We start from the raw sequence: 17,339 nt of genomic DNA on the forward strand, positions 1-17,339 counted from the left end.
TGTTAGAAGGTGAAGGATTATTTTCTCATTCTGGCGATACGCTCCTGTCTTTGTTTTCCGACAGTAGAAAAGTGAGCGGCTTCAGCGTCAGTAGATGGGCTGCTGTCGTTGTCGCTATTGCCAGTAGCTGGTTGCGTACTGCTTGCGGACGGACTCTTTTCCAGCTCCTGGATACGAGCCTCAAGCGTAGCTATATTTTCGTTAGCTGCTGAAAGATCAGAGTTGGCTGTTTCCAAATTGGCATTGGCAGTTTCAAGCTGCGTTTGTACCGCTTCTGATGCAGCCAAAGACTGCTCGATGGTATCCATCTGTTCGTTGTTAAGCACAACGCCCTCTTCTGTAGCGTCAAGCTCAGTAGCGTTTAAAGCTGCAAAAGTGCGTGCCCATTTGTTGGTGGTGATATTTGACATTTTGGTATTGGTCTTTTTTGAAGAATTTGATTTATCTGTAAGTGCGGATAACCTTTTGAGTGCAAAGTTTTCATCTCCAATGGCATCGATCAGACCAACTTCCAATGCTTCGCTGCTGGTGAAAATGGCTCCTTTGAACAAGGTCTTATGATTTAGCTTCAACTTTCCACGTCGGTTTTTCTTGATACCGTTCACAAAGGCATTGTTAAGTGGGTTCAGGATTTTTTGCTTATATGGTTCAGTGTTACCTTCCATCAATGCCCTGTACTCACTGTTTTTTTCTGAGGCATCATCAGCGTAAATACTATTGAACTTTACGCCCAAACTTTCCCAATACTCACGGTCATCTACATAATTCATCATTGCACCAATAGAGCCGATCAGGTTGGTATCATGTGAGCTAATAATCTCATCTGCTGCACTGGCAATCCACATAGCAGCAGAAGCGGCCATTCCATCACTGACAAAAGCAGCAACAGGTTTACGGGTATTTCGGATTGTATCTACCAATGTTTGTGTACCATCAGCCTGACCACCTGGAGAGTCAATATCCAACAGGATAGCGTCAATATCCGGATCATTATCAAAGGCAATAATTTGTTTTGATTTGGTAATGGTCCCCTCAGGGCCACACTGTTGGTCATTCTTCATGACAACACCATGGATCTTGACAACCCCGAATCTTCTCTGCTTACTTACTCCACTGGAGGCAACAGTATAATTCATCGTGTTGGAGCGGTGCGCTTCCCGAAGCTGAGCAAGGTCTTTTCCTTCCCAGAAACTACGTCCGGACAATATGGAGTTGATCAGTGGTACAAATCCTTTGACAGAGTCTTGATTAATAGCCCAGACGCTATTAAGTATGGTAGAAATAAGTGCTGTATTCATTGCGCTTCAGTTCGGTGATTCGATTTTGAAGCAATAACAGGATAGGAGATGTTTTCCCGTAGGACAAAAAGTTGTTCAATAGAAAGGTGAAAAAGCCTCCCGGTGATGGGAGGCTTTCTTGTTATATAGTGGCCAGTGTTGTTCCACTTACATTCTTGACAGTAAAGGTACCGCCACTGTTTTTGATTACGGTAAAGTCATCGGCAACAACATCGCTGGTATCTGCTACCGTTATTTCCAAATCCCCTTCCGTAATGATATAGTTTGCATTGGAGTTCCCATCATCGTTATAGCGGGACACCCACTGACAACCCGACCAATCCAAGACACCACTCATACCATTTCCCCTGTAGTTGAGTCTTCTCAGTTCTCCATTCACATTAAGCATGTTCCTTATTTTACCCTCTATATTGAAAAAGAAATTGTAACTCCTGAAGCCGAACTCGACATTGGCAAAATCATAATCAAAGTTATCAGGCATGGAGTCCATATTCCTGAACAGGATCTGAGACCTTACTGAGTAACTACCTGCCTTGAATGGTGTTACGCCAGTCACCAATGGCAATTCAAAAAGATAGAGGTACCCATTACCAAACTCGTTATGTATCCTGACGTTTGACAGGTCCAGTACCCCTGTAAGGTTAGGCAAATAAGAAATCACAAAGTCACCTTTACCCAAGTTGGTAGTGTTAGAGAATAGCAAAGTATCACAAGCCATTTGCGACAGGCTAAACTGAGGGTATCCAGTATCCGAAGGATCACTGATATCCACATCAAAATCAAGCCCACTAAAGTCAGCCGTACCAACTGTATTACCAATGGTTGCCAGTAATGGATTGTTGGATACAATACATACACCATTGTTGTTTTGGTACCCACCTGCATAGGTAGTTTGTATTGATTTCACCTTCTCCAGTAATGGGTGGTTGTTGATTCTCAGCTCTATAGTACGATCATCTGTGTAATTGATAGGCATATCAATCTCCTGCAATATATCATTGTCCCTTGCATAGAACCTTACCAGTGCTGTATCTGCAAATGAGATCCTTTCCAGTTTAGGATTGTACCATAACCTGAAATAGGCATTGCCCTGAAGTACAGATAACTTTGAGTCACTACCGTCTATCAGGCGTAAATTCGCATTATTGTTGGCTATAAACTGTCTTCCGCCATTTACCTCATCTCCAATAATTGACTCCTTGAAGATGATTTCCTCCAGATTTGTTTGATCATTGATAGTGAAAAAGTCTCCAAACCTTGCATACAATGCTTTAAATGTCCCCTTGATGGCATCATTGCCAAATTCTGAATTGTTGATGCTTATATCCTGATAGTTATTAGGATCATCATTTACACTGGCTACCGCCAATACCATCATATCACCATCATCATTAATAGCATATCGGGTAATACTGCTTGATGCCCCTTGGTCGCTTTGATATCCGCTATCCTTTTCAAAAAAGACATTGGCACATTGCAGCCTTTCCCGCAGTGGGTTTTTCAGTACCTGCTCTATATAGTTGTCATCCCCAAAGAAGCTCAGGTAAAACCAGTGGCTCCATAGCTTGATGGTCATCTGACTGCCAGCTTCCTGCAACAGCTCATTGAACACGTCCAGATAGACAGCTGCAATACGGTTAAGTGAAAGGTCATAGGTGGCTGTAGAAGCATTTGCCGCATCAGTAAAATCTACATTATAGATGCTTAGCTTTTTCATATCAAGCTCTATCAGGCTATCAGGTTCCGTATGGTAAAATTCCACAATCGATCCCTCCAAACCATAGTACGATTCCATACCAGTGGCATTGATAAACACATTGTTGTATGGTCCCCGGACAATGATCAGCCCTTCTCCTGAATTCTGAGAAAAACGGTTACGCAGATCAAAATACCCTTTCTTCATCTTCACTTTCACAAGGCCAAAAGTAGCGGTCGTAAATGTCCAGCCTTCCCCGTTGCCGTCAAAGTTCTCTCCGCCCAGCTTTTCCATCAGGTCAATACATGATTGGTCTGGTTCCTCTCCAGGAATAAGCGGAAACCCTTGTGCTGAAGACTCAAACCCAAACTCATCTACCAGTACGCCAATCTTAAAGGTACGTCCTGTAAAGGTCTGATTACTGCCAATGTTATCGACCTGTTCCAGTATTGACAAAAGCTTATCCTTTTGGAGTATGGCATTGGTAACATCTACCGTAACATCTTGCTGCTTAATCCAATCACCCAAAGTCAGGTTCAGGTTATTGGCATTCTTCAAACATAAGTAAACAAGGTTGGTCCATCCGGCATCGCTCAGGTCTACATCACCCGAAATCAGTGCATCACAAAACTGAAATCCTGATACGGAGCTTTTACCATCTTCCAAATACAGATAGGAAAGTCCTGCATCCGGATCATGTACCCATTCATAATTGTTGGTGCCCTGTACCAGTAGTGCTTCAGGGTTGCCACTCTCTACAATAAGGTCTGGTATCTTGACTTCTGTTTCGGTGGCTCCCTCATAGAATGGAATATCACAAGCTGACTGATAACGGCAAGATAGGCGGTACCCGTTTTTGTCAGCAGTTTGAGCGCCTGATCCGTCATCATAGGTGATCCGGGCTGGAAGCTCCTTGGTGCCAACGGCTCTTACGTCTCCGTTCTGATACTCACAAAGCAGGATCAACTCTTTCCCTATTATCTCGCTTAGCTCGGTGGTTACAATCTCCCGCACCTTTGGGAGCTGGAAAGAAAGTGCCGTATCAAAGTATTCTCCCTGGCTACTTTGGTTTTCCTTAACTGTCAGTGAGCCGCTTTCCTGCGTGAAGTAGATTTCCTTCCACACCTTGGTAGGATACAGCTCTATATCACCATCCAGCTTGGCACCTATTTGTTCGGGAAAGGAGGCTATTTCCTCTTCCAGTACGTACTGGATCTTGGCCAGTCCGCCAATATTGGTTTGTCCTGAGTAGGTTGTCATGTTGTTATCAATTAGAAAAGTATATCATCATTTGTATTGGTGGCGAGAAAATGATCCAGCTCTTTTTTGTGGTTTGAGCGTTGCCAAGTCTTGTAGGCTGTTTCACGCTGGAGGTCATCTTCAGAGATTTGGTGAAGCTCCAAAAACTCACTGATGATCAAAAGCACATTATGGCCATGGTTACGCTTGGCATTGTAGAGCACAAAGTCCAGCATTTCTTTGCAAAACCATTCCTTGATCAGTCGTTGGAGGCGGTACCGTCTGGATAGTGTAGGGTTGTGCATCAGTACATGCACACGGTTGTACTTCTCTGCTTGCTCCAGCATATGGAGCATACGTTTACGGTCAGGTCCTTTCTGACCGATACATAAATTAGGATTGATGCGAAGCCGTTTCTGCTTGTTGCGCTTCTTCAAAAACTTGTACAGGTAATTATCCAGCAAAAGTACTGTAGGGCTTAACCTCATTGACATAGGTCATGGATTTGATTTCCACAAAAAAATAAGCTGGATAATGGGTAGTGTAAGAGGGGTTGATTGGGATATACATTTGTCCGTTATAGACCTTTCTAATAGGACAAATGTACATAAAATAGGACAAATGTACATGGTCAAAATCTTGGATATGTCAGATTTTGTACTATTCCCATAATTCTGACCAAATACGAAATTTCAGTGATTTAGTGGCTCCGTGGAGAGTTGGGAAAAAGTGTTGATTTTGTTGATTTGTTGATAGTCTATGTTAAGTGTTAGTTTATCAATGAGTTATAAGATCAACATTTTTGGTAAATCTGATCAACAGCATGTTGTTTGTTGATCGGTTTTTGACCCTTTTTGGTGTGTTTTGTTAAAATACTTTAAAAAACCTGACTAATTCTCTCCTTAGCTGATCAACACTTTTGTTGATTATCAACATTTTTAAAAATTTTGTTGATTGTGTAAGTTATTGATAGTTAGTTTTTTATATACCATTATCAACAAATCAACAAAATCAACACTATTTTCAACTTCGCTGAGTTTTACTGAGAACTAAATCTTTAGTTATTGTATTATCCCTATTTTTTTTTCGATTCGTTTTTTTTCAGGCATAAAAAAGCCTTTGGGAATCCAAAGGCTGTTGATCTGTTGTTTTGTTGATAATCAATCCAGACTATCCAATGCATATTCTTCCTGCCATTTATAAGATTTTCCTGCAACCGTATCTTTTATGTCTTTATTGAAGTCGATAATAGCCGGGAGTAGGAGCAGCACCATCACACATATCAGACAGATAAAACCAATAATGGCGGTGTAATTAATATTTCTTTCCATCATAAACAGGTTTAGTTGTCCATACATTTAGGGCACGTCTTACCATCCACGTATAGTTTGTCTTCACAATACCAACATTGCATGGTTTTTTTTGGTCTATCAACTGGTCTAGTTCGATTAAATGCCAATCTCCATCCTGCATGAAGAAACAAGTCCACGCCTTTGTAGTTGGCCACTTGCATAATTGCGGCTAACGCTGCACCTGCCTGATATTCTCGTGTTGTTCCTGGTCCTTCCGGATCAAGTGCTAGTACCTTTTTTTCGGCATATACCAGGGCATGTTCTATACTTTTGAATGTAGGTTGTTTTCCTGCCAGGTTCTTTTCATACACATAGCCAATGGTACTGATCATTAGCTTCCCTTCATTGTTGCTAATCCAATCACAAATCCAAAGAAAAGAACTTGCTAATTTATCCTCAAAAGTGTCTTTGATAAAGATTGGGTAAAATGTCTGAATATGGAAGTTGAACGTTTCTGGATTTACAAAATTCACAAGAGTTAAACTGTTAATGTAATGTTTGATATATGCTTTTTTGTTGAGGTTTGCAGCTTCAGCTGCTTTTCCCAGGTCAGAGCTTGCCCTTAGTATATTGTGATATTGACAATGTTCTTCTTCTTTAAAGTCTTTTGATTTTACTCTGATATAGGCATTGTGTATAAACTGAGTAAGCCGAGTTGATTTTGCCATTGATTTTTGTAGTTAAAATGGGAGGGGTGAGAAGTCCCTCCCGTTAGGTGAAAAATGCACGAGTTTATTCAGAATCATCATCATCACTGTCATAGTAATAATCGTCATCATCATCATCGTATGACCATATATTTTGACTTCCTTTCTTCTTGTCTAATAAGCTTCCCAGTAGTGAGACGAAAGCCAAGACAATAAAGTAGAGTAGCATTACTTTTATAAGGGCCATGGTTTTAGGGGTTATTGATTAATAATAAGATGTGGGAGTCCCTGATCCATCTCTTTGATCACGTTTAAACTCAGCATTGACTTTTGCTTCTATAGCTTCATCCATATCATAAAAAACACCAACCTCTTTATAGTAATGAGTATGACCTTTTGGCTTTTTCATAAGCTTTATGATATTATTTTCGAAGATTTCAAGTTTGAATTTTTCTTGATCGATATGGTTTCTTATTTCTCGATGATGTTTTTTAGACTCTTTTAGTTTTTTAGCATCATCTATATTTAGAAAAATGACCAAGGCTATCAACATGAAAAGAAAGCCTAACTCAATGCTTAGAATTATTCCATTAGAACTACTCATTATTATTAATGAAAAGGTGTTTGTACTCAGTGAATGTGATTTCTTTACAGTCTTTTGGAGGGTCAAACTTAAATGTATCGCTGACCATAAAACCATAGTATTTTTTATTTCTAAATGAGTATCCTATATGATTAGGAAAGCCTTTATAACCGACGCATTGATTCAGCTCTTTTCTACCTATTAGAAGACATTCATCCATTTCTTTTTGTATCGTCTTACCTAATTTGGTGTTCAGTTTTGGCATCCATTCATGACTAGAATTATAGACGTTCTTCCAAACCTTGGTATCCACCTCAACATCCTTATCAAAGGTTACAGAGGAAAAACCTCCTTGAGCTGCAAAGTCATCAGGACGGTAATGTTTAATGTTGTACTTAAAACAGAAATCAATTTGATCATCATAAGCTTGTTCCATTCTTCTTTCCAGTTCCTGAAACTTCTTACCTGTCTCGGTTTTCTTTTCTGTGATATAATAAATCGTTGCCATGGTTATACTTCGGGTTCAAGTTCTACAATGATGTTATTGTCCATATAGCGTCTGACGCTTTTGATCTGCTCAGGAAGGTCTAAGCTGATTTTTTGCATCATGCGAGAGAAAGTGGAAAGTCCCAGACCTGCATTTGAAATGTCCTGCTTCATCTGCTTTTCCATCTTGCGTTTAGCTTGTCTATTGATTGCTCGTTTGATTCGTTTTTCCCATTCTTCTTTGGTTATGGCTCGGGCATTTTGAAACATCACGTTTTTGTATTCCTCAAAATAGCTGCTGGCCACTGATACCATAAGTCTGAAGTGATACTCATCGCTGCCGGAAAGCGATTCGACGTATGGGAATATCTCATCGGTCTTTTTGTCCAGCAGGTCAAACTCAGGGCTGTTAGGCATTTCATACAGCGTGATAAAGCTTTCGGCTTTCCTCTCGAAGTTTTTGTACTTGAGCTTCATTGCTTGGTTGCCACTGGCAAAGCTGCGGTAATAAGCCAGCGCGATATATAAGGCTGTCTCGAAGCGGTGAACCTTGTTGATTATTGCTTCGGTTACACCTTCAGGTTTTTTGAACTTAGGTTCGTAATAGTCTAGGATATGCATCAGAATAAGTTTAGTTGGTTAGGATCTTTTTTCTCATGTTTCGTCAATGGCTCAAATGCTTTGCATGTATCGTTTAGGTTTTGAGCAATGCCCATCATTTCAGCCACTTCAATGGGGATAGTATCCTGGTAAAAGATGATTTCAAGTGCCAGTTTCCCGATACACTCCTGACCTGTTTTCACCAGTTGGATACTCTCTTTCAGCAATGGCAGCTCATATTTCGGGTGGTGAGCTGATAGGCATTTTCGGCATTTCAGACAGTTCTGATCTTTCCATTCCGTTACCTGCCAAGCATGGTCAAATGGGTTGATGGTATCTGTCCGTTTATGCCCTTCAGCCAGTTGCTGTATATGGTTGAGGTTTTTGTTTAGGTCCATGCTACTCCTTCTTTGTTTAGATAGCTGATAATGTTTCTTATCCTCATATATTCCTGGTGCATCAGCTGGTATTCCAGTTGCTTATCCTCATATACTTTTGGATCGGTTTCTCCCATCATCTGAGCAAGTCTGATTTGTTCAGATTTCTTTGACTTTTGATCCTGTAACATATCATGGTACCAGTTCAAGCAATCACTGAAGCAGTCGAAGTCTGGCTTTAATTCATCCGGATAATTATTGAGTTTACCTAGGTTGGCTCTGTACTCCAGTGCTGCTTTTGTAGCCTTGAATATTAGTTCGAGGTCTTCACTTTGAATCGTTATCATATTAGAAAGGAGGTTTAAATTGAATCTTGTCGTAATTGTCTGAGATCACTACTGTTCTGTCTTTCTCGCTCCAGTCGTGAAAGCTCTGTATATGCTTGCGCCATTGATCCTGTTTGATTGGGTTATCTACCTTTCGGTTAAACCTTTCCATCAAGTCTTCCATTTCTATCCACCTGCTGTTAATTGGCTGAGCTTTGAGGTATTCAAATACCAGGTCTTCAGCGTTGCCGTTCAGGTGAATTTTGGCGGTTTCAACCAAGTAGTTTTCCTCATCAATGTTCAGGTCGTCGATTGTCTTACCCTTGATTCTTTCAAATTCTTCAGGTGTTAACCAATCTTCAGCTTGAAGCTCGTAATAGCGGTTTTTGGGAATCCTGTACTCGCTGGTGTTCTTGATTTTCTCTCTGTAATAGATGTACTGAAGGTTGCCTTTATGGTCTTTTTCCACATCCAAAGGGATGTAGATAAATGACACACTTGTACTTAGGGTTTTGTATCCTTTTTCTGCAAACACTCGCTTGATGTCATCAGGGCTGTACTTAAACTTGGCGGTGTCTTTCATCAGGTCACAAAGTACCTTTGGGTGTATCCTGACCGTTTGCACATTGAAGTTGAGGAAAAGGTCTCTCATAAAGGTTTCGACCTCTTTCATGGCCATTGGCTTTGAATGCTTGATCACATTGAAAAACTCTTCCGTTTGAATGTGCTTTACATTGAACCAAAGACGGCCCATCTTCATTTCGGCAATGCTGTTGTTTCGGGCATTGGGGTTTACATGGTGGATAGGAGTCTGGACTAACATGCTCAGGAATGCAGGGACTTCTTCCTTCATCATCTGCAGCATGTTTGGTTTTGTCTCTTGTAGTACTGGCGGTTTCAGCATAAAGAAACGGTCCTCATCATCAGAGTCAATCTTCATGATATTATCCTCATGGTTTGAGGTGGCTATGAAGTGAGCAAAGTTGGATACTTCAGACTTGATCACACCTTTTGGTTCCATCAATCTTGTGTGTCCTGTGATCAAATCCTTTAGCATGTTCATCGCCTGGTCTCTTTCACTTTCTACCTTAATTTCTTCCAGACCTATATATGTCTTGTAAGCGTTGTGTGAGTTGAACCTGCCTAACAGGTCGTTGATATCAGTAACCATGGCATTGGCTCCAAAGATGTATCGCATCAGGTTGAGTAAGGTTGACTTACCTGTTCCACGCTCGCGGCTCATCAGGATGACCATAGGGAGTCTGGCTTTTGGATAGCGATAGGCAATCCGGAACCAGTCAAGCAATACCGTTAATCTGTCTCCCAATATTGGTGCATCCCATTCCGCATTCCCTTGTGAGATATGGTGGAAATAGCTTAGGATATTGGGACATGCTTCTGCTGCTTCTTCAGCAGTTTTGAAATTGCCAGGATAAACATTCAGCGGTTCGTAGACATTGTAATAGTCAAACTCCAACCTGCCTTTGCTGGTGGTAAACCTCCGTTGGTAGTTCTTGGTGTTGTCCGGCTCAAGCGCCAGCCCATCATAAGCGGGGATGTCTTTGATAAAATCCGCTCCATATTTCCTTTTTACCGATTCGTAGGAAGTTGGCTGCATGCCTCGTACAAACAGGTCAGCATTTTCGCCCAAATACTGGACTGACATCAGTACAATCTTATCCAAGATTTGAATATACTTGTCTGCATCTACGTGCTTGATCTTTTTGATCTCACCCCTGATCAGTTGGTAAATGCAAGACTTATAGATAAACTCAGACTTGTCAATATCTCCAAACCTGTTATAGATATTATAGAAGTCTTGTACCGTGTGATCCTGAAAGTCGATACCAAAGTAGCGGTACAGGTGTTCCATTTCTCCATCAGCCAGCTTGACATGATCAAACCATTTGTTTTCATGTTCGCTGCTTAGGGATTTAATGATTTCTTCTTCGTGATCCGGAAATTCGAACAGCATCCTATCCAGTGTTCGGGCTTGCTGCCAGTAGTCCGCCTTGATTACTTTCAGTACGATTCTTTTGGTTGCAATACCTTTCCGTTTGGTTAGGTAGTTAAAAGCCTTGTGGAATGACTTGATCTGTTTTGTCAAACCTGCGGGCTTTTTATAGAGGTCTTTGTTTGGGTGGTATTTGTTGACTCTTGTATCAGATGGGTAGAGTATTGTCAGTACTTCAGGAGTTAGTTTGTCCAGGATATCGGTCAGCTCTTTTACTGGCTCCATTGAATCGTAATTGAACAAGTCGTAAAACTTTTGAACCAATACGATGTCATCCCCTTGTAAACTTCCTTCAATTCCTTCGGTTTCTGACCCTAGCACAATGATTACATTTTTGGAAAGGTTCTTTCCATCCATGGTCATCTTAGCTTCAATTGCCTGTGAAAAAAGTATCGTTGAGGTATTCATAATATTTTACTGATTGCGTCTTCTGCGGTTAATGTCTTTTCTGTTTCCTCGTAGGGAATTTCTTCTTCCATAAATCTGATCAGGGCATAGAGCCTTACAATGCTTCGGCTCTTTGCTTGGATCGTGTCTTGGTCTGTCTCCTGCTGGATGGCAAACCAAAACTTGAACATCATCACCTTAAACTCTGCTATGCGGTGCTTATCGATCAGGTCGGATGACTCTAGCATATGCGCTGATTCCATGCGTCCTTTTTCCAATTGCACTTTCATTGAATTGCGGCTAACGAAAGCGTTGTGCCGCTGTACCAAGTCCTGTTTTACACCATTATAAATGGAGGTGGTGGTTTGCATGATCTTCTTATAGAAGGTCAGCTCTTCGGTGATATACTTGCGGCTCTTCTCGTTGCACCAACTTTGCTGTAGTGTCCATTCCTTTTTTTGGATGGCCTTTTGCAGGTCGTTGGTCAGGAACTGGAAGTGCTTCTGATGTGTGGGTGTTGCGCTCATCTGTTATCCTCCTTTTTTATCCCAAATTGGTGTCCAGCTATTCAATCAGGTAGGACATTATTCTGCTTCCTGTTCCCTTCTTTTTTGCTGACCTTTCAGCGCATTTAAGCGATTTTGAGCGGATCGGTATTTGGTGTTAAGCTCTTCCTTTTGCTCGTTCAGTTCGCTGATCTGCTCCCGCTGGATGGCCAGTGTTCGGTCTGCATCTTCCAAGTTTTCTTCCAGTTCGGCTACCTTGTTTTTGAAGTCATTCAAGCGACTGTTGAGCGAAGTATTAGCGGATTGTAGCGACTGTTCTGACTCGCCCATATTGTTGAGCTGTCGTCTCATTTCGGAGTTGGCTTTTTCCTGCTCGATACATGACTGGTGTATTTCGTTGTAGCGAGACTTGAGCGACGTGTGAGCGGATTTCTCCAACTTCAAATCCTGTTCGAGCGAGTCTTTTTCAGCCTTCAGGTTTCGCTCTGAGTTCGCTACCGAAACAGCGATTTGTTGTGCCTCTTCGAGAGCGGTTTTGAGCGAATCCACTTGTTTTTGATAGTCTGAGACTATTTCAAGCTTGTTTTTAAGGGTGTTGTAAGTGGCCTTCAGAAGGGTAGTGGCGATATACGCCACTGCCGAAAATGTGAAAGCTATTGTGTTGTCCAGCTCAAAGGCTTGCTTTACTACCTGACCAGCCAAAATGACCACTGCCATGGTGAATAGAAAGCGGAACATCGTACTGGTGCGAAGGATATATTCTAGTGTTTTCATGCCTGTCTATTGATTTTGGATTTCAAGATTTCAAACTGTGAATTGGTGGATGCTTCCGGTACCTTTTTGGGTGTTGGTTCGGTCGCTTCCGGTTCGCTCTCTTGTCGCTTGTACTTGCTCATCATTTGCTCAAAGTTTTCTTTCTCCACTCGCTTGGCTAGCTCGTGGCTGGCGATCATAATAAAGAGTGAAGGGAAGAAACCGAGCACCCCAATTCCGAAGATTAGCAGCTCATTGATTTGCTCGCTGTACAAAATGGCGTGGTAACTGGCGATGGATAAGCAGCCGCTGACAAACGCTGAAAAGTAGCTGCTCTTTTGCATGCCGTTGATGGCGAAAAAGAAGGAACCCGCCTCGATAACCAGACCTGCACAAAGTCCCAAAAGGATGGAAAGTGTGTGCATCAGCATAGAGCTGTTATCCATTCCCATGGCTTCCAGTTGTGAACTGATTTTGCTCTCGAAAATGGAGGCAAAAAAGATGGCGATGCTTATAGCCTGGACAAATGCCATTAGGCCGATCATCAGCGCAAAGCCACTTGTTTGACGGAGCATAAAGAGTAGTAGGTCCGTTCTGTTCTTTAGTTCGAATACCCAGTGTGTTTTATGCTTCATTGTATATCTGAATAGGTTCTTTGAATAAGTATAATGCGTAAGAGATCATCCGTTCTCTCTCCAACTGGTTAGCGTTGTGGAATAAGTGGCAGATTGATTTTGCCGAAAACGGATCATGTGTAGGAAGTCTGTATTTCACCAGTTGGGCATGTCTGCCAAACACTAGATCAAACATCTCTACAGGCTTGAGGTTGTAGGTAAAAAAACACCAGTCCTTTATATGTTTCTTGACTGAGTCAATTGGCAGTAGGCTGTTTATTTCCTTGCTGATATACTCAGCGAAAAGCTGCTCAGCCTCTGAGTCCACCATCAGGATAAACTCAGGAAGGCTGAAACGTGTAGATTCGTATTTCTTGTGAAGGTGCTCAGGGTTGGTGTGATCCCCGAAAATCTTTCTAAAATCAGGATAGTATAAGTGCCTCTCTGAGTACTTGCAAACCATTCTGATGATGTTGTGAATCTGTTCGTAATTCGGTATCTTTATCATTCGAAATTTTAGTTTAAAAGGCTGCATCAGGCGTTAAGTGATGTGGCCTTTTTTTGTTTATGGATTTAATTAATGTTGTGGGTTTATGTCTACCGTTAGCCAATCCTCTCGTAACTCAAATGGACTGAAGTTGACAACTTTTACACCTATTGATCCGTCCAGTTTGGGCCATTCCGGTTTTGAGTCAAATACATCAATAAGCTGATCAGCATTATCAATCCTTCTGGACATCGCTTCACGAAAACATTCAAGTGACCACTTTCTAATTGCCTCTTCGATTTCGTCAGCTTCTTCGTCATAGTCCCAGTCCCAATATTCAAGCAGTACATTTGCTGATTCAGTAGTAAAAACATCAGTATCGACTTCGAATGTGACCTCGGCATAGGATGAGTCGTATTGACATCTATATTCTTTTATTGGCATGGCTTTAAGGTTTTGGAGCGATGGTTAATGACATTTCCTGATCTGGAGTGTAAGTTTTCCCATCATCAATCCAACCGATTTTACCAACCTTCACCATCTCATTCATCATCTCATCAGTTACGTTTTGGCCTGAAGCTTTGAGTAATATACTGGCGTTATTTTTCACCTGAATAATCATGTTTAGTGACTCCTTAAAGTCAGCTATGAAATCATCTAGGTTTTCGGCAGTGACCACATTACAGATATCCTGAATGGTTTCGAGGTCGTACTCCTTATTGGTTGGTGTTCTTGTCGGTTGACTTGGAGTAGGTTCAAGTTCTTTCGACTGGACCCATTCACTGTAGGTTTTTGACTTGTTGGTTCCGTCTCCATGATGTATTTCATTTAGATATGCTTCTGCTGCATTACACCTTTTCTTCCAGTAATCTTGTTCTGCTTTTGTCATCGTTTTACTTGTTTTGTGATTCTTGTGCTTCGCATTCAGCTTTCCTTACTTCGAGGTTTGCCATTTGAATAGTATAAAGTGTGTTCTCCCATTCTTCGGCTTCATCATCTTGATAGTTCTCTTCTGCAAGGTCTTTCATATCACCTGCATAAGTTTCCATCTCATCAAGGATGTTGCTTGATAGGGCTGTAAGTGGTGTCTCTCCATCGTACAGTTCATTAAATTCTTGTGTAGTCATCAGTGATAGCTTTTACGGTTATACATAATTTTCAAAACCCAAAAGGGCATAGTTTACCTGTTGCACCGTCAGCATATGTTTTTTGCTTATGGCGTACAGGAGGGGTAAGAACCCGATATATATAATGTTATGAGTATGCAATTGGATGTGGGAAGAAATCCCAATCAGGTAAAAGGCAATGCCTTTTACTTGACCCCTCTGTTTAACCCATTATCAATCAAAAATTTTATGCCTTAAATGGAGCAGGACATTCGCCCCGCTCCGTGTTTCCGATTACCTTGAAATTGTGTAATTTAATAGCGCTTAAACCTTATTTTTCACCACAAAAACAGATAACCTATGAATGAAAATGAACAAGTACTTTATAATGATGGAATGACTTATCAGGTATATATGACCAGGGCATTCCGAAAACACTACGATGGCTCTAATCTAAAACTTCACTCTTCTGCTATGAGTAACCTTGTCTTGTCTGAGAGCGGAAGTAGCAACGTCAAGCATCTTGGTAAGACTGAGAAACTCTTTGCTAAAGTCAAGAAAGATGTCTTGCAAGCCGCTGACAAATTTCTCAAGTTCAAACTGACAGATGTTGAGCGAGCCATTATTGAACAGGAGCGGTCGAATCTGTCCAATGCCTTTAACTCTTATAGCCTAAGAACTTCTATTAGGCGTATAGTGGAAGTTACTGACCGCTTCAAATTCTAAGGTTTCTTTAGCCAATCCAATCAGGAACTCTTGGTGTTGATTTGGCAAATCCTTCTTTTGGTAACATGAAAGCATGTTAGATACCCTTTCATTGTTTGCCAATATGAAGTCTGCCAGTTCCTGGTTTGACATACTACTGAAATCAAGGTTTGTGATAAAGCTGGATAGCTCATTGCTGAAATGCTCCATCACGAAATAGTTATTCTTCAGTAGTGAGATAACCTCTTTGGCATGACTGATCTTTTGCGACCTGAACAGCGTTATGGTAGCGCCTATTGGCGTTTCAATGTTAGCTTGCATCAGGTTGTCTCCCGTAAAACCACAAGTGATATTGAGCTTGTAGTTTTCTTTATTATATACCTGACATACTATGACTTCGCTATAGGTAATTGTAGTGTCAGGTGCTAATGCGTAAAGAATTTGTTCTAGTGCTGCTTTCATTTCAATTTTTTTTAAAACCTCTCTCCAATAGCGGGAATAATTAAGAACAATCAGGTACAGTGCAAGGCTCTGTACTTGAAGCATCCACTTCATTGATGTGAGGATATGAACTACTTTCGGCAGTAGCGGGGTCTAAAACATCGTAACCAAGTAAACCGCTTTCCAGTGCTTCCTTAAAATTCTTTTGAGCAAAAGGCTGATCCTTATTTTTTACTAGGTCCTGTTTGAGGAGATACTTTAAAACATCACCCATATTTGATTTCCCGTAAACTTTTTTGAGAGTTACAAGGTGTTTCCTTAATGGAATTTCAAGTTTCACCCCAGTATATATCGTTTGTATTTGTGGTTCAGTCATGATAAAACGGTTCTAGGTATTTAATTCTTAGCCTTTTTTGCTACTTTTGTTAAACGCTGTTTAATACGGTTAAACCATATTTACTATCATTTAACATTACAATTATATACGGATTAAGTTTAAAACACAAGGAATAATCCCAATCCATTAAAGATAAAGTTACAATATTATGAGTATTTCAAATCGCATAACACAGTTTATGATTGAAAAAGAATTAACTGTTGATCAATTAGCGCGTGAGTTAAATTGCTCACTAACAACAATATACGATTGGAGGAAAGGAAGAAGCGCTCCAAAGCTGAATAACATAATTCAACTTTTTGAGATTTATCCCGATTTGAATGTTGATTGGTTAGTTACTGGACGTGGGGAAATGCTTATTACTGAAGAAGGAATCAGATCTTCGGAAAGTAAACCTAAAGTTGAAGAAATAGATTCAAGGTTTGAGAAAATTGAAAAACAACTGGAAAGCCTTAAATCAAATACAGACCCTTTTTTGGCCATGTTCCAGATGTTAAATCAGATGGCGAAGAATAATGGAATGAAATTGACCATGAATGCGGATGACCAGCCTGCTAATAGGCAGTCGGGAAAGTTGGCGGGTGATACTGAAATGTCAGAGGCTGAAAAAGAGATAGAATCCTTGAACTATTGGGTAGAAGAATACCCAAAGCGTAACCACAATGTTGCTGCTTAACCCCAGGTTCAGGATACTAAAACTTGGTCCAAAAAGTTCGGGATGTGTTACACAATCCGGCGGGATTGTGTAATTCTAGGGTTATTTAATCACTTTTTGGTAACAGTCCTGGTATCACCCCAGTTAAGCGCTCGCTTAACTTTCTGACATCTAGTAATTTAAAATTTGGAAAATAATCCCTTCGGGATTATTTTTTCATACAGCAAACACCGTTTCCGAAGGAAACAAACCATATTAGCTCCAGATGGCAATCTGGATTTTACAGCAATCAATATATCATAACCCTGAAAGGGTTGAACAGGATAACATCATTTAGTAGATCATAATATGTGAAAGGATTAGAGTAGGAAATCTCTATTCCAATTCAATACTTGCTTAAATCGTGAGTAATGGATTATCACCCTAAAAATATAGCCCTTTCAGGGTTGAATAATGTACGTTTCTACTGATGGGATAATTAAGATGTACTAAATAACCGGAGTTATCTCGTTGCCTGTTTCGATGCTGTTGCACGCGCGGTAAAACCCATCACTAACGTGTATAGCCTCTTCGGGGCAGGTGTATTGCTCCGAATAAAAAGTCAAACTTAATAATCCCATCGCTGGCATATACAATCCCTTCGGGACATATGCCTTGAAAGTGCAAGATA

At 40.8% G+C, this 17,339-nt stretch carries 23 protein-coding genes; 2 read left to right on the forward strand and 21 right to left on the reverse strand.

The window, feature by feature from the left end; genetic code table 11:
* Positions 1-17 precede the first annotated feature (17 nt).
* The 19 genes from V6R21_RS17535 to V6R21_RS17625 all read right to left on the reverse strand — a co-directional run bounded on the left by V6R21_RS17535 (position 18) and on the right by V6R21_RS17625 (position 14,492).
* Positions 18-1,298: a S49 family peptidase gene (locus V6R21_RS17535; protein WP_334241721.1), complete on the reverse strand. Its 1,281-nt coding sequence runs from the start codon at positions 1,296-1,298 to the stop codon at positions 18-20.
* A 121-nt stretch (positions 1,299-1,419) separates the two neighbouring features.
* On the reverse strand, positions 1,420-4,254 hold the full coding sequence (locus tag V6R21_RS17540; protein ID WP_334241723.1) for a hypothetical protein: 2,835 nt from the start codon (positions 4,252-4,254) through the stop codon (positions 1,420-1,422).
* 11 nt (positions 4,255-4,265) lie between these two features.
* The gene (locus tag V6R21_RS17545) at positions 4,266-4,727 is read right to left on the reverse strand and encodes a hypothetical protein (protein ID WP_334241724.1); all 462 of its coding nucleotides are present in this window, start codon (positions 4,725-4,727) and stop codon (positions 4,266-4,268) included.
* A gap of 666 nt (positions 4,728-5,393) precedes the next feature.
* Positions 5,394-5,591, reverse strand: coding sequence for a hypothetical protein (locus tag V6R21_RS17550; protein WP_334241726.1), 198 nt, complete (start codon positions 5,589-5,591; stop codon positions 5,394-5,396).
* The gene (locus tag V6R21_RS17555) at positions 5,576-6,253 is read right to left on the reverse strand and encodes a hypothetical protein (protein ID WP_334241729.1); all 678 of its coding nucleotides are present in this window, start codon (positions 6,251-6,253) and stop codon (positions 5,576-5,578) included. The genes V6R21_RS17550 and V6R21_RS17555 overlap by 16 nt, the downstream gene beginning before the upstream one ends.
* Positions 6,254-6,317: 64 nt before the next feature.
* The gene (locus tag V6R21_RS17560; protein WP_334241731.1) at positions 6,318-6,479 is read right to left on the reverse strand and encodes a hypothetical protein; all 162 of its coding nucleotides are present in this window, start codon (positions 6,477-6,479) and stop codon (positions 6,318-6,320) included.
* An 18-nt stretch (positions 6,480-6,497) separates the two neighbouring features.
* Entirely contained in the window at positions 6,498-6,836 is a 339-nt protein-coding gene (locus tag V6R21_RS17565) for a hypothetical protein (RefSeq protein ID WP_334241733.1), read from the reverse strand.
* The gene (locus V6R21_RS17570) at positions 6,829-7,323 is read right to left on the reverse strand and encodes a hypothetical protein (RefSeq protein WP_334241735.1); all 495 of its coding nucleotides are present in this window, start codon (positions 7,321-7,323) and stop codon (positions 6,829-6,831) included. Before V6R21_RS17570 ends, V6R21_RS17565 begins: the two co-directional genes overlap by 8 nt.
* 2 nt (positions 7,324-7,325) lie before the next feature.
* Positions 7,326-7,922: a hypothetical protein gene (locus tag V6R21_RS17575; RefSeq protein ID WP_334241737.1), complete on the reverse strand. Its 597-nt coding sequence runs from the start codon at positions 7,920-7,922 to the stop codon at positions 7,326-7,328.
* Positions 7,922-8,299, reverse strand: coding sequence for a hypothetical protein (locus V6R21_RS17580; RefSeq protein ID WP_334241738.1), 378 nt, complete (start codon positions 8,297-8,299; stop codon positions 7,922-7,924). The genes V6R21_RS17575 and V6R21_RS17580 overlap by 1 nt, the downstream gene beginning before the upstream one ends.
* Positions 8,290-8,625, reverse strand: coding sequence for a hypothetical protein (locus V6R21_RS17585; protein ID WP_334241741.1), 336 nt, complete (start codon positions 8,623-8,625; stop codon positions 8,290-8,292). The genes V6R21_RS17580 and V6R21_RS17585 overlap by 10 nt, the downstream gene beginning before the upstream one ends.
* 1 nt (position 8,626) lies before the next feature.
* Positions 8,627-11,026 carry a primase-helicase family protein gene (locus V6R21_RS17590; protein ID WP_334241743.1) on the reverse strand — a complete coding sequence of 800 codons (2,400 nt, stop codon included), beginning with the start codon at positions 11,024-11,026 and terminating at the stop codon, positions 8,627-8,629.
* Positions 11,023-11,532 (reverse strand): hypothetical protein, encoded by a 510-nt coding sequence (locus V6R21_RS17595; RefSeq protein WP_334241745.1) that lies wholly within the window; start codon positions 11,530-11,532, stop codon positions 11,023-11,025. Before V6R21_RS17595 ends, V6R21_RS17590 begins: the two co-directional genes overlap by 4 nt.
* A gap of 57 nt (positions 11,533-11,589) precedes the next feature.
* The gene (locus V6R21_RS17600) at positions 11,590-12,285 is read right to left on the reverse strand and encodes a hypothetical protein (protein ID WP_334241747.1); all 696 of its coding nucleotides are present in this window, start codon (positions 12,283-12,285) and stop codon (positions 11,590-11,592) included.
* Positions 12,282-12,899 carry a hypothetical protein gene (locus tag V6R21_RS17605; RefSeq protein ID WP_334241748.1) on the reverse strand — a complete coding sequence of 206 codons (618 nt, stop codon included), beginning with the start codon at positions 12,897-12,899 and terminating at the stop codon, positions 12,282-12,284. Before V6R21_RS17605 ends, V6R21_RS17600 begins: the two co-directional genes overlap by 4 nt.
* On the reverse strand, positions 12,889-13,386 hold the full coding sequence (locus V6R21_RS17610; RefSeq protein WP_334241750.1) for a hypothetical protein: 498 nt from the start codon (positions 13,384-13,386) through the stop codon (positions 12,889-12,891). Before V6R21_RS17610 ends, V6R21_RS17605 begins: the two co-directional genes overlap by 11 nt.
* Positions 13,387-13,455: 69 nt before the next feature.
* A complete protein-coding gene (locus V6R21_RS17615; RefSeq protein ID WP_334241752.1) occupies positions 13,456-13,809 on the reverse strand; it encodes a DUF2528 family protein in 354 nt (117 codons plus the stop codon).
* Positions 13,810-13,813: 4 nt separating this feature from the next.
* Positions 13,814-14,254 (reverse strand): hypothetical protein, encoded by a 441-nt coding sequence (locus V6R21_RS17620; protein ID WP_334241754.1) that lies wholly within the window; start codon positions 14,252-14,254, stop codon positions 13,814-13,816.
* Positions 14,255-14,258: 4 nt separating this feature from the next.
* On the reverse strand, positions 14,259-14,492 hold the full coding sequence (locus V6R21_RS17625; RefSeq protein ID WP_334241756.1) for a hypothetical protein: 234 nt from the start codon (positions 14,490-14,492) through the stop codon (positions 14,259-14,261).
* Positions 14,493-14,831: 339 nt separating this feature from the next.
* Here V6R21_RS17625 and V6R21_RS17630 point away from each other — a divergent pair, with 339 nt between their 5' ends.
* Entirely contained in the window at positions 14,832-15,197 is a 366-nt protein-coding gene (locus tag V6R21_RS17630) for a hypothetical protein (RefSeq protein ID WP_334241758.1), read from the forward strand.
* On the opposite strand, the gene V6R21_RS17635 is transcribed toward V6R21_RS17630, so the two are convergent.
* Both V6R21_RS17635 and V6R21_RS17640 read right to left on the reverse strand, forming a co-directional pair.
* Positions 15,144-15,638 (reverse strand): hypothetical protein, encoded by a 495-nt coding sequence (locus tag V6R21_RS17635; RefSeq protein WP_334241759.1) that lies wholly within the window; start codon positions 15,636-15,638, stop codon positions 15,144-15,146. The genes V6R21_RS17630 and V6R21_RS17635 overlap by 54 nt on opposite strands.
* Positions 15,639-15,678: 40 nt before the next feature.
* The gene (locus V6R21_RS17640) at positions 15,679-15,993 is read right to left on the reverse strand and encodes a hypothetical protein (RefSeq protein ID WP_334241761.1); all 315 of its coding nucleotides are present in this window, start codon (positions 15,991-15,993) and stop codon (positions 15,679-15,681) included.
* 169 nt (positions 15,994-16,162) lie between these two features.
* On the opposite strand from V6R21_RS17640, the gene V6R21_RS17645 reads away from it, so the two are divergent.
* Complete coding sequence (locus tag V6R21_RS17645) at positions 16,163-16,690, forward strand: helix-turn-helix domain-containing protein (RefSeq protein ID WP_334241764.1); 528 nt, start codon at positions 16,163-16,165, stop codon at positions 16,688-16,690.
* Positions 16,691-17,339: the final 649 nt, after the last annotated feature.

It is taken from the genome of Limibacter armeniacum (assembly GCF_036880985.1).
GTDB lineage: Bacteria > Bacteroidota > Bacteroidia > Cytophagales > Flammeovirgaceae > Limibacter > Limibacter armeniacum.

Coding starts and splice junctions, on each gene's coding strand:
- V6R21_RS17585 (WP_334241741.1), bottom strand. CDS start 8,625: ATGATAACGATTCAAAGTGAAGACCTCGAACTAATATTCAAGGCTACA.
- V6R21_RS17535 (WP_334241721.1), bottom strand. CDS start 1,298: ATGAATACAGCACTTATTTCTACCATACTTAATAGCGTCTGGGCTATT.
- V6R21_RS17610 (WP_334241750.1), bottom strand. CDS start 13,386: ATGATAAAGATACCGAATTACGAACAGATTCACAACATCATCAGAATG.
- V6R21_RS17635 (WP_334241759.1), bottom strand. CDS start 15,638: ATGAAAGCAGCACTAGAACAAATTCTTTACGCATTAGCACCTGACACT.
- V6R21_RS17615 (WP_334241752.1), bottom strand. CDS start 13,809: ATGCCAATAAAAGAATATAGATGTCAATACGACTCATCCTATGCCGAG.
- V6R21_RS17590 (WP_334241743.1), bottom strand. CDS start 11,026: ATGAATACCTCAACGATACTTTTTTCACAGGCAATTGAAGCTAAGATG.
- V6R21_RS17645 (WP_334241764.1), top strand. CDS start 16,163: ATGAGTATTTCAAATCGCATAACACAGTTTATGATTGAAAAAGAATTA.
- V6R21_RS17595 (WP_334241745.1), bottom strand. CDS start 11,532: ATGAGCGCAACACCCACACATCAGAAGCACTTCCAGTTCCTGACCAAC.
- V6R21_RS17540 (WP_334241723.1), bottom strand. CDS start 4,254: ATGACAACCTACTCAGGACAAACCAATATTGGCGGACTGGCCAAGATC.
- V6R21_RS17560 (WP_334241731.1), bottom strand. CDS start 6,479: ATGGCCCTTATAAAAGTAATGCTACTCTACTTTATTGTCTTGGCTTTC.
- V6R21_RS17570 (WP_334241735.1), bottom strand. CDS start 7,323: ATGGCAACGATTTATTATATCACAGAAAAGAAAACCGAGACAGGTAAG.
- V6R21_RS17630 (WP_334241758.1), top strand. CDS start 14,832: ATGAATGAAAATGAACAAGTACTTTATAATGATGGAATGACTTATCAG.
- V6R21_RS17600 (WP_334241747.1), bottom strand. CDS start 12,285: ATGAAAACACTAGAATATATCCTTCGCACCAGTACGATGTTCCGCTTT.
- V6R21_RS17550 (WP_334241726.1), bottom strand. CDS start 5,591: ATGTATGGACAACTAAACCTGTTTATGATGGAAAGAAATATTAATTAC.
- V6R21_RS17620 (WP_334241754.1), bottom strand. CDS start 14,254: ATGACAAAAGCAGAACAAGATTACTGGAAGAAAAGGTGTAATGCAGCA.
- V6R21_RS17625 (WP_334241756.1), bottom strand. CDS start 14,492: ATGACTACACAAGAATTTAATGAACTGTACGATGGAGAGACACCACTT.
- V6R21_RS17605 (WP_334241748.1), bottom strand. CDS start 12,899: ATGAAGCATAAAACACACTGGGTATTCGAACTAAAGAACAGAACGGAC.
- V6R21_RS17580 (WP_334241738.1), bottom strand. CDS start 8,299: ATGGACCTAAACAAAAACCTCAACCATATACAGCAACTGGCTGAAGGG.
- V6R21_RS17640 (WP_334241761.1), bottom strand. CDS start 15,993: ATGACTGAACCACAAATACAAACGATATATACTGGGGTGAAACTTGAA.
- V6R21_RS17575 (WP_334241737.1), bottom strand. CDS start 7,922: ATGCATATCCTAGACTATTACGAACCTAAGTTCAAAAAACCTGAAGGT.
- V6R21_RS17555 (WP_334241729.1), bottom strand. CDS start 6,253: ATGGCAAAATCAACTCGGCTTACTCAGTTTATACACAATGCCTATATC.
- V6R21_RS17565 (WP_334241733.1), bottom strand. CDS start 6,836: ATGAGTAGTTCTAATGGAATAATTCTAAGCATTGAGTTAGGCTTTCTT.
- V6R21_RS17545 (WP_334241724.1), bottom strand. CDS start 4,727: ATGTCAATGAGGTTAAGCCCTACAGTACTTTTGCTGGATAATTACCTG.